The 14,545-nt window shown below is 38.1% G+C and carries 14 protein-coding genes; 13 read left to right on the top strand and 1 reads right to left on the bottom strand.

What is annotated here, in order from left to right; all coding sequences use genetic code 11:
* Positions 1-84 precede the first annotated feature (84 nt).
* From SanaruYs_RS13570 to SanaruYs_RS13620, 11 genes are read left to right on the top strand one after another with little or no spacing between them, the layout of a single operon-like run.
* Positions 85-987, top strand: a complete 903-nt coding sequence (locus tag SanaruYs_RS13570) for a hypothetical protein (protein ID WP_127123126.1) — start codon at positions 85-87, stop codon at positions 985-987.
* Positions 971-2,026 (top strand): glycosyltransferase, encoded by a 1,056-nt coding sequence (locus tag SanaruYs_RS13575; protein ID WP_127123127.1) that lies wholly within the window; start codon positions 971-973, stop codon positions 2,024-2,026. The genes SanaruYs_RS13570 and SanaruYs_RS13575 overlap by 17 nt, the downstream gene beginning before the upstream one ends.
* Before the next feature lie 13 nt (positions 2,027-2,039).
* Complete coding sequence (locus SanaruYs_RS13580; RefSeq protein ID WP_160118664.1) at positions 2,040-3,293, top strand: O-antigen ligase family protein; 1,254 nt, start codon at positions 2,040-2,042, stop codon at positions 3,291-3,293.
* Complete coding sequence (locus SanaruYs_RS13585; RefSeq protein ID WP_127123129.1) at positions 3,271-4,116, top strand: glycosyltransferase; 846 nt, start codon at positions 3,271-3,273, stop codon at positions 4,114-4,116. Before SanaruYs_RS13580 ends, SanaruYs_RS13585 begins: the two co-directional genes overlap by 23 nt.
* An 8-nt stretch (positions 4,117-4,124) precedes the next feature.
* Positions 4,125-5,081, top strand: a complete 957-nt coding sequence (locus SanaruYs_RS13590; protein WP_127123130.1) for an NAD-dependent epimerase/dehydratase family protein — start codon at positions 4,125-4,127, stop codon at positions 5,079-5,081.
* A gap of 52 nt (positions 5,082-5,133) precedes the next feature.
* Positions 5,134-6,396 (top strand): O-antigen ligase family protein, encoded by a 1,263-nt coding sequence (locus tag SanaruYs_RS13595; RefSeq protein WP_127123131.1) that lies wholly within the window; start codon positions 5,134-5,136, stop codon positions 6,394-6,396.
* Between the two features lie 43 nt (positions 6,397-6,439).
* Positions 6,440-7,498: a glycosyltransferase family 4 protein gene (locus SanaruYs_RS13600; protein WP_127123132.1), complete on the top strand. Its 1,059-nt coding sequence runs from the start codon at positions 6,440-6,442 to the stop codon at positions 7,496-7,498.
* Between the two features lie 3 nt (positions 7,499-7,501).
* Entirely contained in the window at positions 7,502-8,542 is a 1,041-nt protein-coding gene (gene pheS / locus SanaruYs_RS13605) for a phenylalanine--tRNA ligase subunit alpha (protein WP_127123133.1), read from the top strand.
* 9 nt (positions 8,543-8,551) lie between these two features.
* Positions 8,552-9,661: a DegT/DnrJ/EryC1/StrS family aminotransferase gene (locus tag SanaruYs_RS13610; RefSeq protein WP_127123134.1), complete on the top strand. Its 1,110-nt coding sequence runs from the start codon at positions 8,552-8,554 to the stop codon at positions 9,659-9,661.
* Positions 9,658-10,512: a 3-hydroxyacyl-CoA dehydrogenase NAD-binding domain-containing protein gene (locus SanaruYs_RS13615; RefSeq protein ID WP_127123135.1), complete on the top strand. Its 855-nt coding sequence runs from the start codon at positions 9,658-9,660 to the stop codon at positions 10,510-10,512. Before SanaruYs_RS13610 ends, SanaruYs_RS13615 begins: the two co-directional genes overlap by 4 nt.
* Positions 10,493-10,945: a hypothetical protein gene (locus SanaruYs_RS13620; RefSeq protein ID WP_127123136.1), complete on the top strand. Its 453-nt coding sequence runs from the start codon at positions 10,493-10,495 to the stop codon at positions 10,943-10,945. Before SanaruYs_RS13615 ends, SanaruYs_RS13620 begins: the two co-directional genes overlap by 20 nt.
* On the opposite strand, the gene SanaruYs_RS13625 is transcribed toward SanaruYs_RS13620, so the two are convergent.
* On the bottom strand, positions 10,938-12,245 hold the full coding sequence (locus SanaruYs_RS13625) for a sensor histidine kinase (RefSeq protein ID WP_127123137.1): 1,308 nt from the start codon (positions 12,243-12,245) through the stop codon (positions 10,938-10,940). The two genes, SanaruYs_RS13620 and SanaruYs_RS13625, sit on opposite strands and share 8 nt — an antisense overlap.
* Before the next feature lie 148 nt (positions 12,246-12,393).
* Between SanaruYs_RS13625 and SanaruYs_RS13630 the strand changes: the two genes are divergently transcribed.
* Both SanaruYs_RS13630 and SanaruYs_RS13635 read left to right on the top strand, forming a co-directional pair.
* On the top strand, positions 12,394-13,266 hold the full coding sequence (locus SanaruYs_RS13630) for a universal stress protein (protein WP_127123138.1): 873 nt from the start codon (positions 12,394-12,396) through the stop codon (positions 13,264-13,266).
* A complete protein-coding gene (locus SanaruYs_RS13635) occupies positions 13,259-14,536 on the top strand; it encodes a cation:proton antiporter (protein ID WP_127123139.1) in 1,278 nt (425 codons plus the stop codon). The genes SanaruYs_RS13630 and SanaruYs_RS13635 overlap by 8 nt, the downstream gene beginning before the upstream one ends.
* The last annotated feature ends 9 nt before the right edge of the window (positions 14,537-14,545 follow it).

Here is a 14,545-nt window from a genome sequence, read left to right on the forward strand (position 1 = left end):
AAAAGTATAGAATCTTTTCTAGCAAGCTTTGCAGATATATTAAGGTTGCTACTGCTGTTCACATCGTTTTATTATTTTAAATATTTGGTTGATAAAAAGAAAATTGGCATAAATTTTTTTTCAAGATTTATCTGGGTAAGTTTTTACCTGATTTCGATTAATCTTCTCTTGGGAGCGCTTGGATTTGGGAATGAGCAGAGATCTTTTGGCATAGGAACCAGAGGCTTTTTTAATGCTGGAAATGATATAGCAACAGTAACCTTGATACTGGCAGCTTTTATTCTTTCTGAAAAGTATGAAAAGGGATGGAAAATATTCCTTCTCTATTTTATTCACTTTTTTTTTCTAGCGTATCTTTTAAATACTAAAGCAACCTTAATAGGACTTTTAATAATAGTTCTTATTTTACCAGTGTATGGAAATGTAAAGAGCAAATTGCCGAAAAAAGTATTTTCCAAGTTGGCTTTTCTAGCATTTTTATTTCCGCTTGGACTAGGGGTAGGTCTGATTGTACTAACTAAAATCAATTTCTGGGACCGCTACCTCACGTTTGTGGACCAATTTAAGGGGGAGAGCTGGATTACATTTATGCTCTCAAGACGAGATGAGCATCTTCTGCAGGGGTTAGAATTCTCATATCAAAATTTTAATTTTTTTAATTATTTATTTGGATATAGCCCGGGAGAGTTCTTAAATAAAATTCCATTTCGAGCAGAAATGGATCCGTTTGAAATTTTCTTTTACTATGGTATAATTGGTCTTTTTATAATTTATTGGTGGTTTATCAAAAACACCATTCGGTCCTATAAATTAAACCCGCAACGGGGTACCGATCTTTTTATTTACTTCAGAGGATTATTTATTACAAATATTATTCTTTTACTACAATCTATTACTGCAGGCCATGTTTTTATGTCTGTCCTTGTGTGTGTTTTTTTGGGATCTCTAAACGCAATCACGTATTTGAAGCATGATGAAAGAACTTAAGATTGCAGTCATCGTACCCTCCCTCGCTAACCGTGGCCCTATCAAGGTTATGCAAACCATCATTAATGAATCTGTAAAACTTTGTCTGCCAATTGAGTTCACAGTGGTTACACTCTCAGATAAAGAAGGTCTACATATGAATTGCAAAATTTTACAGTACTCGAACAGTATAAATTTTGAGGAGTATGATGTTGTGCATACTAATGGAATTAAGCCTGACTTTATAGCTTTTCGAAAAAGGCATTCCATAAGAAGACATCTTGTTACAATCCATAACTATGTATTTGAAGATTTACTTCACACATACAATAGAGTTGTTTCATTAATTTTTGGGCGTTTATGGATATCGATTTGGAAAAGAGCTGATAAACTGATTTGTATTAATCAGGATATGACTTTATATTATAAACCATGGACTAAAACACCTATCGGCTTTATTCATAACGGGATTTCGAAATTACATAGCGAATCTATTGAACCAGTATTGGATTCAGAAAAGGACTTGATAGATGAACTAAGAAGTAAGGGTAAAACTGTGTTAGGTGTTGTATGTGTATTAACTAGAATAAAAGGTGTAGATCAAATTTTAAACCTACTTGGAAAAAGAGAAGATCTTGCTCTTGTTGTAATTGGTGATGGTCGCGAATTGCTGAATCTGAAGGCACTTAGCAATGAACTTAATATACAAGATAGATGTCACTTTTTTGGCTTTAAAAATAACGCTTGCGCCTACTTTAGTTTCTTTGATGTATTCATTATGCCCTCAAGGTCCGAAGGTTTCGGGCTCACTTTGCTTGAGGCTGCCAGTTTTAGTATTCCTTGTGTTTGCTCAGACATCCCTACCTTTAGGGAGTTATTTACTGAAGATGAAGTGACATTTTTTACTTTAGAGGTAATCGAGTCCTTAGAGATAGCTCTGAATAAGATAATTTTAAATAAAGATAAGTTCGCTAAGGCAATTAATAATAAGTATTTAGGATCGTTTACAGGCGAGATTCTGGCAAAAAAATATTTTTATGAGTATAAGCAGTTAGTGTAGATCAATGACAGGAATGCGTAATTTTATTAGTCACATCGTAACAAAAAGAGGTCATGCGATAGTATCGATTGCTTTTGGCACACTTGCCTTCGGTGTAACCTCAGGGAAAATTATAATTACTGTTACGGGAGTATTCTTAGTCTCGTTATATGCTTATCTAGTTAAGGCAAAAGTATCAAAACAGCAGCTAATGGATTTGGCGATTGTAACAACCTTGTTTTGGATACCATGTTTATGGCTTATTAGATCTCCGGATTATACTGCAGGGTTGAAGGAAATAGAACGATTTGCACTCTTTCTTGTGCTACCAATAGTCGTCACATTTGTACCTTTGTCAAAAGAGAATCTTTTGACCATCGCAAGATTTGCTTGCCTTGTTGTCATCAGTGCATACATTCTCTCATTAGGGACTGCTGTTTATAATTATTTTTACGCCTCCCATCCTTGGGGAATTCAAAGCGAATTTTTCTTTTATACCGAATTATCAAATGGATTTTTCAATGCACACCCACTGTATTTGTCGATGGCGGGTTTTCTTGCAGGAATGGTATCATTGGTAGTTTTTAGTGACAAACCAATCTTTAAGTGGGTCATTTTAATTTTCATCGGATTGGTGATAATACTATTGAATGGTAGAATTTTAATATCCTTGTATCTATCTATGGTATTTTTGTATTCGTTTAGCAGAATAGTTGCCAAGAATAACAAATTGTATGTTGTTATTGGAGTTGTGTGTTCTGTAGCCATAGTATGGGGTGTGATTGCATTGAGCAAAATTCATGATAAACCAAACCGGTCCTATATTCTGGATGTTAATGAAGCAGTTGAGAAAAGCACAAATCCTGAAGTGACTTCACAGAATAATGGATTAATTGTTCGATTCGCTATATGGAGAAATGCGTTTAATGTAATTCAAAACAATGTAATCTGGGGAAATGGAACAGGCTCAGAAAGACAAAAATTGTTGCAGCAATATTCAAATGCTGGGTATACAGGTCTCCACCGTGAAGGACTAACCTCACACAATCAACTGATTTTTTATTTAATTGAATTTGGCATTGTTGGAACCCTAGCGATTATGGTTGCTTTTGGTTGGATGTTGATTCAGGCAATACGCAAGAATAACTGGCTATATGTTTGCTTTATTATATTTTTTGTAATCGCGTCCTTAACAGAATCATATTTTAACAGATTCCACGGTGTCGCCTTATTTTCGTTTGTTCACTCGATATTGTTTATAAAATATGTCAGAAACCACCAGACGTAATCCCCCATATTTTTCTGTTTTAATTCCGGTGTACCGTATGGAAGCACCGGATTTTCTAAGAGATAGTTTGGATAGTTTGGCTAAGCAGAAGTTGCCACCAACAGAGATAGTTTTAGTTAAAGATGGACCTCTAACAAAGGAGCTAGATAATGTAATAGATTTTTTTTCTCGAGATAATCCTAACTTGCTAAAAACAGTAAGCTTAGAAAAAAATTATGGACTCGGAGTGGCACTCGCAAAAGGCCTTGTAGAGTGCAAAAATGAGCTGGTAGCCAGGATGGATGCTGACGATATTTCCTCACCAGACAGATTCGAGAAACAAATAGCATATCTGAGTGATCATCCAGAGATTGATGTTGTAGGATCTTCAACGGAAGAATTTATGAACAAACCTGGTGATAGTTCGATTCTTAAACTAGTTCCAGAACACCCTAACGAAATATATGCTGCTGCAAAGATGAGGAATCCGATGAATCATATGACAGTGGTTTTTCGAAAGAGAAGGGTTATTGAGGCTGGAAATTACACCCCTATGCCATATTTTGAAGACTATTTTCTTTGGGTGAGAATGCTTCTGATGGGGGCGAAATTTTACAATATTCAGACACCGCTTGTAATGGCTAGAGTAGGTAACAACATGATTGGCAAGAGGCATGGATTAAAATACGCCACACATGAGATTTCGTATTTTAGAAAAATACACCAATTGAAATTTATTACGAAAATTCAATTTTTAAAAGCGATCTTTCTACGAATACCAACTCGATTCTTACCAAAAGGTTTATTGACTTATGTGTATAAAGTTTTATTAAGAAGAAATTAATTAAGGGTATGATACTATTAACAGGTGGTTCAGGGTTTATTGGCGGTCACTTTCATAATGTAATTTCAAATGATAAGCTGATTAATCTTGACCTTCATAAGCCGGAATTTAATCATTCGGCAACTTTCTATCAGGGAGATATTAGAAAGCAGGAGGATGTAGAGAGAGTTTTGAGTGAAAATAAAATTGAAAAAATTATTTCATTAGCAGCCAAACATCATGATTTTGGTATTGGGCATGATGAGTATTTTGACACAAACGAAGCAGGTACAGAAGTGATCTGTAAGGCTGCATCAAAGTATGGGATTAAGGAGATCATATTCTACTCGACAGTAGCTGTTTATGGCACTACTGAGCAAATGTCCACCGAGCAATTGGAGCCACAACCCGACTCCCCTTATGGTGCATCTAAATTGGCTGGCGAGAAGGTATTGATAAAATGGGCTCAGGAGGATGCATCAAGAAAGGTTTTAATTTTAAGACCAGCACTTGTTTTCGGGGCTAACAATAGAGCTAATATGTATAACCTAATAAGTCAGGTTAACTCTGGGTTTTACTTTCACATTGGTAAAGCAGCTAATATCAAATCTATTGCCTATGTAGAAAATCTCGTGAGCGCTACGCTTTTCTTAGCAAATAAACTAGGTGCGGGTGTTCATATTTATAACTATGCAGATGAACCTCAGCTAACCTCAAGACAGATTGGCGAAACAATAGCCGAAGCGCTAGAAAAGAAAATCAGATTTACACTTCCAAGATTTGTAGCCATTGCATGCGGCCTTCCATTTGATCTGGCAATAAAAATTACTGGCAAGAACCTGCCCATATCTACGGCAAGAATAAAAAAACTTAACACGCAAACGTTACATTCGGCAAATAAGGTCAGGCAAACAGGGTTTTTACCAGTTTACTCAACTCAGCAGGGTATCATGAAAATGGTAAGTTGGTATAAATCCCAACGTTAGTTAAAGTTGTTTTCGTACCCAAAACCCTTTATAGTAAGGGCCAATTTTACTTTTGATCCAATTTTTTATATTTTTCGTAGAATTGAGTATGACTTGGGGGCAATTGACCAAAAATTCTTTATTACACACACTGGTTTATTTGACAGTGTTATTGCTAACCATAACAATACCTCTTCCAATTAAATTTCACAATTTAACGGTTATACTTTTCTTGGTATTATTCTCTTTTGCCCTGATCCAAAAGAGCATTTTTAGCCACAAATGGGAGCTTCGTGAGGTTAATACCTTGATTCTTTTGCATTTTATTGTCATTGCCTCTGGCATGATTTATACTACTAATATTGAAAATGGATTAGATGAACTTGAGAGAGCCATTTACCCAATAGCCCTTATCCCAATTTTCTCACTACTACAGACAACCAATATTACAGATCAAAAGCTTCTGAAATTTTTCTCAATTAGTTGTATTGTCTTAACTATTTACGGTTTTATCTATACCTGGGGAGTATTAGATAAAAAAGCATTTTTACAAATCCTTTTTCATGGTCACAAAAGTTTTACCGCTCATATTTTTCTTCAACCACTTTATCTTTCGGTTTACTTTCTGTTGATTATTTTTTTCTTGTTAGAGACTTTAAGAACTAATGGAAAATCCCTTTCAATAAGACCCCGAGTGATAATTGTCGTGGTAATTTTTTTTGCAATAAGCATGATATGCTTCCTGCGTTCTAAAACAGCTCTTCTGTTACTCCCCACACTACTAATCATTTATTTAGTGATAGTTTTAAAAAAACGTGGCTGGTGGGTTGCTTTTATTTTATTACTAGTCACATTACTGACTTTTTTGCTCGATAAAGATGGTACTCCTGATTTTATTAATACCTATGGACGGACAGTTTCCAAGGCTTTTGATCAACGGTTAATGATCTGGCAGGGAGCCATAGAGGGGATAAAACAAGCACCACTCTTTGGGGCTGGGACTGGAGACACCCAAGTTTTATTAAATGAAGGCTATGCAAAGATTGGTTATGAGGAGGGTATAAGCAATAACTATAATGCCCATAATCAATATTTGCAATTCATGGCTAGAAATGGTTTAGTTGAACTGCTCTGTTTTCTAGCCATCTTGAGCTATTCCTTTTGGAAATCAAGTAAACAATCCAACTACACTTTCTTAATGTTCAATATGCTGGTGGCCCTGGTTATGTTAACCGAATCTTTCCTGAGTGTCCAAAAGGGTATAGCATTTTTCTATTTCTTCCTTATGGTCTTTAACTATTTACCAGAGAAGAAACAGGATCACAAGCAAATTTGATGATCTAAAGCTCTTTTTTCTTACTTTGCGCTAAAATGTGCCCATGGCCAATTTAGTAGCTGCCACCGTAACTGCCTTTGTTATATCTTTCTTAATACTACCTGTAGTTATTAAGTACTCGCTTAGTAAAAACCTGGTAGATATTCCCGGCAGGAGGAAGATTCATAAAAAAATAACACCCTCCTTAGGTGGGGTGGCTATTTTCTTAGGTTTTTTTTTGGCGGTTATTATGTGGCTGGATTTTCCTGATCTGGCGAAAATCAAGTTCTTATTAGTGCCATTATCGATGGTTTTTTTGATTGGTGTGAGGGATGACCTTGTGCCCTTAAGAGCTTACATTAAATTGTTGGGGCAGATTATAGCAGCTTGCTTTCTCATTTTCTTTTTTGATATCAGACTAACAGGTTTTTACGGACTCTTAACAATTCACGAGATACCACTGGGACTTAGTTATGCCCTTACATTGGCTACCATTATTGTTATTACAAATGCCTTTAATCTGATTGATGGACTTGACGGTTTAGCAGGGACTATTTCGAGCATTGCACTTTTGTTTTTTGGTGTGTGGTTCTTTTTAGCTGGGGATTTGGTTTTTTCAATTTTAGCTTTTTCCATGTTTGGCGCTATACTAGCTTTCTTAATTTTTAACTGGGATCCTTCGGAAATCTTTATGGGTGACACGGGTGCCCTGGTAATAGGCCTCACGTTGTCTATCATGACAGTACATTTCATCAACGTCAATAGCACACTTGATTCCGGAGCTCCATATAAATTCATGGCCTCAGTGGCAACAGCAGCCTGTGCCATTATTATACCACTAATCGATACTGCGCGCATCATTATACTTAGATTATCGAAAGGGCAGTCGCCACTCAAACCTGACAAAAGCCATATCCATCATGCCATTATGCGTCTTGGTATGTCTCATGGTCAATCTACCATGATTTTGGCAACAGTACACCTTGTCTACATTGGATTAGCAATTGCAGCACACAAACTTGGTGAGAATTGGGTTCTTCTAGGCCTGCTAATTTTCTCATTGATTTTAAGTGTGTTTTTGGATCGGCTTATTTTGCGGAGAAAAGCGGTAAAGGATATTTAAAATATGGAAAGTAAGATCAACGAATTATTGCTTCAGGTAAAAGAGTTTGCCATTTCTTCGAAAGAAGAGTTGGAAAACTACAGACTTCAATTTGTCAGTAAAAAAGGCGCTATTGGTGAGTTATTTGAAGAGTTAAAGAAGCTTTCCAAAGAAGAAAAGCAGAAGGTTGGGAAAACCCTTAACGAGCTTAAGCAGCTTGCTGAAGCAAGGTTTAGTGAATGGCAGGAAAAGCTTGAATCAAGCGCTTCCAAAGCAACGCTGGACATTGACTTTACTTTGCCCCCTGTACCGGAAAAGCTGGGCAATCAGCACCCGCTTACGCTTACACGAAATCGCATTATAGAAATATTCGAGCGACTTGGCTTCTCTGTAGCTGATGGTCCTGAAATTGAAGACGATTGGCATAATTTCTCTGCCCTTAACTTCCCTGAAAACCACCCTGCCCGTGAAATGCAGGATACTTTTTTCGTAGAGAAGAAAGGACAAAATGGTGCCGAACAAGACTTACTATTACGTACCCATACCAGTAATGTACAGGTACGCTTAATGAAGGATCAAAAGCCTCCCATTCGCGCCATCATGCCTGGCCGTGTATACCGAAATGAAGCGATATCAGCAAGGGCGCACTGTTTCTTCCACCAGGTGGAGGGTTTATATGTAGATAAAAATGTAGGCTTTGCAGACCTAAAGCAAACGCTCTATCATTTTGCAAAGGAAATGTACGGACAGGATACAAAGATCCGTTTCCGTCCTTCATTCTTCCCTTTCACTGAGCCCAGCGCTGAGATTGATATCTCATGCCTTATCTGCAAGGGCAAAGGCTGTAACGTGTGTAAATACAGCGGCTGGGTAGAAATTGCCGGCTCAGGCATGGTGCACCCCAATGTGTTAAAAAATTGTGGTATCGACCCTGAAGAGTATACCGGTTTTGCTTTCGGTATGGGTATTGAACGCATCACGATGCTGCGCTACCAGGTTAATGACCTGCGACTTTATTCTGAAAATGACCTTCGTTTTTTACGCCAGTTTAGCACTGTAGTTTAAAGGCCTTTTATGAAGGTGCCTTTTATTGATCTTGCCGCTCAGTACAAAAGCATTCAACAGGAAATTGACGTTGCTGTGGCTGAGGTAATGGCTTCAGGTCAATACATTAAACACGGGTATGTAGATAGCTTTGAAAAAGCTTTTGCTCAGAAACTTAACATTGCGAACTGCATCGGTGTTGGTAATGGTACAGATGCATTACTGTTGTCACTAAAGGCCTTAGACATCAAAGCTGGAGACGAAGTATTGACTCCTGCCCTAAGTTGGATTTCTACTGCCGAGGTTATTTCTCAATTGGGGGCAAAGCCAGTATTTGTTGATGTTGATTCGGATTACTTTACCATCGATTTATACAAAGCAACAAAGGCACTTAGCAAGAAAACAAAAGCGATCATCGCTGTTCACCTCTACGGTCAACCTTGTGAGTTTCATGCGCTCAAACTTTTTTGTGAGAAGCATGATTTGTTTTTAATCGAAGATTGTGCGCAAGCACATTTCTCTGCTTTTGCTAAATCCCTGACAGGAACAGTTGGCGATGTTGCTGCTTTTAGTTTTTACCCTACAAAAAACCTCGGAGCTATGGGTGATGCCGGTTGTGTGGTAAGCTACAATCACACATTAGCTGATAAGGTAAGAAGACTCGCTAACCATGGAGGGCTAACTAAAAATGAACATCTTTTCGAGGGAATCAATAGCAGGCTGGATGAACTGCAAGCCGCTATCCTTTCTGTGAAATTGAAATACATTGATCAGTGGAACGCTGCCAGAATTAACCATGCAGAACAATATTTCAGTGAACTAGGTTTAGTTAATGAAATCCAGCTACCAAAGAAACCTGCAACTGCTAAACACACCTATCATCAATTTGTGATAAAAGCTAAGCAACGGAATGCCTTACAGGATTATTTGGCCAATAAAGGGATAACCACAGACATACACTATCCGTTAGCCTTGCCTTTCGAACCGGCTTATGCTTATCTTCAACACAGCGATAAGGATTTTCCAGTAGTTTATCAGCTACAAAACGAAATACTTTCATTACCTATATATCCAGAGTTGCAGCACGCGCAAATAAGTTATGTGTGCGAATCGATCAAAGAATTTTACAGAACCATATGAAAAACATTAAAACAATTTTAGTAGCGGGTGCCGGTACCATGGGACAAGGAATAGCACAAGTTTGTGCTCAGGCTGGTTATGCTGTTTATTTGTTCGATGTTCAACCCGAATTTATACAGCGTGGCTTACTCAATATAGATAAGAGTCTTTCGTTACTTGTTGGTAAAAACAAATTGACACAAGAGGAATCGGTGGCCATTGCAGGCCGTATTAAAGGTACTGAAACAGTTGATGTGCCTGCCGATTTGGTAGTAGAGGCCATTGTTGAAGATGCTGAAGCTAAACGAAAATTATTTACGGCCATAGAAAAAGTGGTGTCTCCTTCAGCCATCCTTACTTCAAACACTTCATCGATACCTATAACGCAACTCGCTGCTTCTTTGCGTCACCCTGAGCGTTTGGCAGGTCTTCATTTCTTCAATCCTGCTCCGGTTATGAAGTTGGTAGAAATTATCAGTGGTGTTGCTACAGACCATGTAGTGATTGAAAAGTTGCAAGAGTTTGTAAAGGCAATTGGTAAGGTGTCGGTTATTGCAAATGATGCCCCCGGCTTTATTGTAAATCGTGTGGCCAGACATTTTTATGTCGAAGCCTTAAAACTTGTTGAAGAAGGTGTGGCAACTCACCAGCAAGTTGATGAATTATTGCGCGCTTCTGGTTTCAGAATGGGTGCATTTGAGTTAATGGATTTAATAGGGATTGACATCAATTTTTCGGTTACCTCTTCGTTATACAATGGATTTCATCAAGAACCGCGCTTCCGACCAAGCCGTGTGCAAGAGCAAAAGGTTTTGGCAGGACACTTGGGTAAGAAAAGTGGAAAGGGATTTTATGATTACTCGAAGTCTTAAGAAATATCAGTTTTTTCTGGTTGTGCTGGCGATGCTCTTTTCTTGTCAGCCGCAATTAAGCGATGATCAAATCCCTTTGGTTCCCTTTGAACCAATTGTGCTGAACATTGCTTTACCGAGTTATTCTACTTTACAATCAACTGGAGGTTATAAAGAATTAAGTTCAGGTGGTACACGCGGAATAATTTTATACAGGCTTAATACCGCGACAATATTAGCATTTGAAAGGAACTGCTCTTTTCAACCGCAAGACGCTTGCGCAACTGTTAATGTTCATCCTTCTGGACTTTTTATGAATGATGCATGCTGTGGTTCTACTTTCCACTTTGACAACGGTAACCCTAGTGGTGGCGCTGCCTGGAGACCGTTAGTTCAGTATAACACAAACCTAATAGGAAATACCCTAACCATTACCGATCAAACTATCAATTAGTTCTTACTGGAAGCCGAACAGTAAATGTAGAGCCTATGCCCAGCGTTGATTCGAGATGTATAGAGCCTGAAAGTTTATCTAGTGTTTCTTTTACAATATACAATCCGAGCCCGGAACCTTGCGATTTTTCATTTGCACGATAGAACATATCAAAAACGCGTTGGTGGTACTCTGGGGAAATGCCTTGACCGTTATCTTCAACTTTTAGATAGAAACCAAAATCTGTTGTGAGAACATGTAGACGAATAAACCGTGTATCTTTTCCCTTATCGTGGTAGCGAATGGCGTTTGAAATCAAGTTAGACAATATAATGGTTAGTCTGCTTCGGTCTGATAAAACCTCAAGATCGCTTGGTATGTCTGATTCAAAATGAATGTGCTGTGCTTCTGGTGCATAGTGGAGTGTTTCCCACACCTCATTAACCAAATTAGCTAAATTAATATTTTCCTTCCCCACATGAAGACGGTTGTTACGCGAGTAATCGGTAATATCTTTTATGAATTTGTCAAGGGAAGCAACCCTGTCGCGCATCATGCTTAGGTAACGTGCGGATTCTGTTTTATCATGGCTGTTGTCAATAATATTGATCAACCCTAACAACGAAGTAAGCGGAGCACGAAGGTCATGTGAAGTGCTGTAAACAAATCGGTCTAATTCGTTATTGGCTTTCATTAACAGCTTATTGTTTTGTACAAGCTGCATATCGTTATAGTAATTGAGGTTAATGAGTAAATAAACCATCATGGCTCCCGTTGGTAAGCCAATAGAGAAATTGATGATTACATTCAACAATAGCTCATCTTGCGTATAGTCCCTTTTCGGCAGAAAAGAAAAATCGATAAAGTAAGCGAATACAAAAAGTGTGTATGTAAAGGCCGCAAAAAGTATAGACCATAAGCGCATGTTGTAATCGAAGACAACAAAGGAAGCCATACTGGTTAATAAAAAGTAAATGAAGGCTCCCGAATTTGGCGATTCACTCGAAGCAAGTAAATACACAACAATATTTATGGTAGGTAACAGAAAATAGTTGGCAGTACAATGTTCACCCTTGCGGTGATAACGTATGGAGTAACTCAGCAAAAAGAGAGGCACAACATAGACCATTGCAATTAACGGAGTTACATTACGGATGATAATTTCAATAAGCAGGTAGATTATAAGTATGAGCATTGCCATTAATGCAAATTGTCCAGATAGCATGGCTCTTTTATACTGACCTCTTGATTCTATATAATTACCCTCACCAATAATGAGGTCACGAATAGTCTTTTTGAAGTTTGCGCAGCTCAGTTTCACAACACAAAGGTATTCAACTCGTATAGCTGGCTTTCTCCATTTTGGTAGTTCGTAAAATGCATGCAAGGTTTTATGTAAAAAGCGAATAATGGTCTATGCAAACGTTGACTATTCGTTTAATTACAAGATTTTTACTTATTTGTAGTTAATGTCATTGACAAAAATCAGGAAGATTGGACTGGCTCTTGCTTTTTCGCCACGCATGGAAGCCATTATGGCTGAGGCCATGCGATTGGTGCATCTTTACAACAGCCTTTTGGTGCTTGTTCATGTAGGTGACAAATCGAAAGAGGCTGAGGAAAAGGTAGCGCAGCTAATTGCTAACTACAATCTTGATAAAGAACGAATTAAAATTTTGTGGAAGAAGGGTGATCCCGCAGAAAGTATTTTAAAAGCATGCCATGAGGAGGGAGTTGATCTGCTTATTGCTGGTGCGTTGAAAAAAGAAAATCTAATGCAGCATTACCTGGGTTCAATTGCCCGTAAAATTTTGCGCAAGGCCAATTGCTCGGTTTTAATGCTTACTAACCCCGTGCTTGATCCTAAACCTTTTTCCAATATTGTGTTGAATGCTGAGGACAGTGCTTACGTACATGAAGCTTTGGGTATGGCGTGTAACATCGCACGGCATGATGAAGCGTCATGGGTACACGTTGTGCGAGAAGTAAAGTTCTATGGCTTAAGCATGGCAGCTGTTGACGATTGCACTGAAGAAGAATATAATGAGGTGCGCAATGGACTACTTAAAACAGAGATTGAAAGTGTAGAACAATTACTGCATAAAGTTCCACATGAGGGAGTTAAAATAAATATTAAGCTTTTATCCGGTAAATCAGGTTTTGAGTTATCAAAGTTTGCACAACGCAAACAAGCTGATTTATTAGTAGTGGGTGCATCGCCTCGCAGGTTTTTTTTATTTGATCGTGTATTTACGCACGATCTTGAATATATTTTTCAGGACCTGCCCTGCAATTTGTTAATTGTGAAACCAACAAACAGGAAGGAGGCTAGCAATGGATAAAATTGCTTCTCACCAAATAATACTCTTGCTATTGCAATTAGGTGCCATGTTGTTGGTGAGCCGTTTCTTTGGCGAAATAGCACGCAGACTTAAGCAGCCTTCAGTGGTTGGTGAAATAATTGCTGGCATTTTATTAGGCCCCTCTTTACTAGGCTTATTTGCACCTGACATTTTCCAATGGTTATTTCCTCAAACAGGTTCATCAAAATTAGTGTTAGATGGAATTGTTCAACTCTCTGTTGTATTGCTGCTTTTTATTGCAGGATTAGAGGTTGATCTTCATATTGTTTGGAAGCAAGGGAAACAAGCTTTGCTAGTAAGTTTCTTTGCTTTAACCATACCTTTTGTTGCAGGATTCACCGTTACCTATTTGCTTCCCTCTTTCTTTGGTATTGAAGAAAAAAACATTTTGGTATTTGCACTTTTCATTGCTACAGTTATGGGGATGACAGCCCTACCCGTAGTGGCCAGAATACTGATGGATCTCAACCTTATGCGTAGTAAAATGGGAATGCTGATTATTTCCTCTGCCATGATTGTTGACCTGATATGCTGGATGATTTTTACAATCATACTCAGTATGATCGGCAATGGCCATCAAACACACACGTTTGCTCAGACAGTTGGAATGACAATTGGTTTTGCATTTTTTATGCTCACACTTGGTCGAGGTTTGTTTAACAGAGTTCTTCCATGGATTAATAAAAACCTTGCATGGCCAGGGGGTGTACTTTCTTTATCGCTCGGACTTTGCTTCTTATCTGCTGCTTTAACAGAGTACATCGGAATACATGCAATTTTTGGCGCATTTATTTTTGGTGTTGTCTTGGGCGATTCAGAACATTTTAGCGAACGTGCGAAAGAGATTGTACATCAGTTTGTGAATAACATCTTTGCTCCACTGTTCTTCATTTCGATTGGACTATACGTGAATGTATTTGAAAGCTTTAGCTTAGGCATTGTGGCTGTAATTTTCATCTTGTCATTCTTAAGTAAAACTATTGGTGTTACGATTGGCGCCAGATTAGGAGGTCTATCCGGCAGCCAGTCACTGGCCGTTGGTATGGGCATGAATACACACGGTACTTTGGAAATTATTTTAGGAACTTTAGCCTTACAGGCAGGTATAATTAGTGAAGCGATTTTTGTGGCTATTCTGTTAACGGTTCTTCTCAGTATTATCATTTCGGCTCCATTGATGAAATACGCTTTAGCAATAGAGCAAAATGATAAGGGTTTGAACAAGATTATAAGGAAACTGATTAAATAAAAGTTTGCT

The sequence above is a fragment of the Chryseotalea sanaruensis genome, from assembly GCF_003990915.1.
Classification (GTDB): Bacteria; Bacteroidota; Bacteroidia; order Cytophagales; family Cyclobacteriaceae; genus Chryseotalea; species Chryseotalea sanaruensis.